Origin of the sequence: Mycoplasma marinum, from assembly GCF_004335975.1 — a bacterium.
Taxonomy (GTDB): Bacteria; Bacillota_I; Bacilli_A; order Mycoplasmatales; family Metamycoplasmataceae; genus Mycoplasma_K; species Mycoplasma_K marinum.
The window spans coordinates 1-2440 of sequence record NZ_PSZO01000049.1; the positions used below are offsets into that span (position 1 = coordinate 1).

Sequence of the window (2440 nt, forward strand, 5' to 3'; positions counted from 1 at the left end):
ATATAGTGATTATTTAATACAAAGATTTAAGAATTACGATATAAAAATTAATTATAATTTTGCTTCAAAGAATGGTTGAACGGAAGAAACTTATTTAAAATATTTAAAGGTGAAATATGAACTTTTCGGACAATCAAAAAATAATAAATTTGGTTTGGTGGCAAAAACATCACAAGATTGAATTGCATGGCATAGAGGTGAAGGTGCTGCAGAATTTGTTGATGGTCATGATTCACCAGTTAAACCTTCATGAAAAGGTTCTGAAACAATAAAATCAAATGGAATTGATAACACTCTAAAGTGATTTGCCTACGATCAAGGTATTAGTACATTTTTTGCATTTGATGAAAAAAATCTTGGTAATGCTTGAAAAAGATTGGAATTCATGAAAAGAATCATTCCAACCAACATTCCCGAAATCAAAGCTGAAACAGACTCACATAAAACAACAAAAACAAAATTTATGGTAGATGGCAAATTAGTTGATGCTAATAAATTAGATCCATTTAAACATTATTTCTTTATTACTTCGAATGGAACTGATTTTGTTAGAGATACAAATGGTTGAAAAATCATTGTGTCCGATGATGATTATGAAAAAGCATTCACAAATATTCTAAACCCAATCATAAAAGATTCTTCATATCCTCAAAATATTGATTTTCCAAAATCAAGGTTACTTAATGCAAATAATACTAAAAAAGATATGGATGAAGCGTATTGAGATGGAAAATACACAATTACTCACTCAGCTAGCTCATTTTCTAATTTAACAAAAGATCCTAGATTCTTCTTTCCAAGAGAATATTCAAGTAATTCACAAGGTGCATACACCAATCAATTTGGAAGAATTATACATGATGCTGCTCACTACTGAGAGGGTGGAGGTTTTAGTTGAGCCTTTGTTGAAGATGGTAAAGGTGGGCATAAAATTTACAAAAAAATAAATATATCAGATGATAAGAAAGACTTATTTGGGAGATTTTATGGAAATTGACATCACTTATTCCCGAAACAAGATTGATTTGAAAAAAACAAAGCAATCTGAAAAGATAAGGGGTTTAACTAATGAAAAAATCTAGAAAATACATACAAATTGGCTTAACTACCTTAGCTATTGTAGCTGCCCCTGTTGCATTGGCGGTTTCATGTGGAAGTATTAATGAAACTAAAAAAATGGAAACAAAACCACCATTAATATATCAATCAATTGAATTGGAAAAATTAATGAGTGGAAATAACATCACAAAGCAACACGATGCAATTAAATCTGTGATTGAAAATATTGAAAGTGGAAAAATTAATGAATATAAATATGAGGGGAAAACCTATAGAATTGATAACGAATCTGAATTCTTAAAAGGTTTAAAATCTTGGGTTAAAAATGAATTACTTATAAAATTCCCTACCTTAATTGAGGGTTCTGATAAATCATTAATTGACATCGGTAACCCAATTAAAGACTTCACTATTATTGAAAGTCCTAATTTAGTTGGGGGGGCATTTAAAATTCCGAAGAATAAATTAGTCGCTCCTAAAAATTCACATTATGAATTTGCTAATGACAATATTATTACCGATGTAGATGCATCAACTAGTCAAGTAATATCACATTGAACTAATAATATATCAAATTTTCAAAGAAGTTTAAAAATGGATATTAAAAAAGGTGTAACTTTCAAAGTTAGACTTGTTGCCAATAGAGGCTACAAAATAGCTGAAAAAAGGGAATTTAAAATCACTTATAAACTTCAAGATATTAAAAAAATAGTTATTTCAGATTCTACAATTTTGAAAGCATTACAATCAAATTTAGAAAATACTATCGGTAATACACGCGATATGATGACAGGAAGAACAATTTCATTAATTGATGGATATGCATCGGGATATACAAAATTCTCATCTGATACATTTTATAATAGAAGAATTTCTAAAATAGAATTAGTTGATTCAAAGGGTAAATTACTTGTTCAAGGTAATCCCGCTATACCAAAAACAACTATTGATTCATTAAGAAATGGTGATAAAGTGTATATAAAACTTACAACTGCTGATCCTCTTTTAGTATTTTCGAATAATGAAAATACTAAAATATTCACATTGACAATGAAAGATATGAAAAGTATTGTTCCAATCGACGATGTAAATATTACAAAATTAGAGAAAAAAATTGAAGATTCATTCAATGCAGATACAGGTTTATTAGATCTTGCTTCATTTAAAAAATTCTCTGATATCACTAGTTTAAAAGCTTCAGAAGCAATCGGCAGTATACCTTGAGGCTCGAAATATCATTATGAAAAAACAAAAAAATATGTGTTGGAAGCCCCTTTTTGAAATCCAAATGCACGTAAAAGTGCTTCATTCTATATGAAATTAGATTCAGAACATTTAATTATCTATAAAGGTAAATTAATTGTTAAACCTTTAATAACTA

At 28.5% G+C, this 2440-nt stretch carries 2 protein-coding genes; both read left to right on the forward strand.

Annotation, left to right across the window (positions count from 1 at the left end; all coding sequences use genetic code 4):
• On the forward strand, positions 1-1069 hold a 1069-nt coding region (locus C4B24_RS05020), incomplete at its 5' end, for a hypothetical protein (protein WP_168388363.1).
• On the forward strand, positions 1069-2440 hold a 1372-nt coding region (locus tag C4B24_RS04575; protein WP_131599597.1), incomplete at its 3' end, for a hypothetical protein. The genes C4B24_RS05020 and C4B24_RS04575, both read left to right, overlap by 1 nt.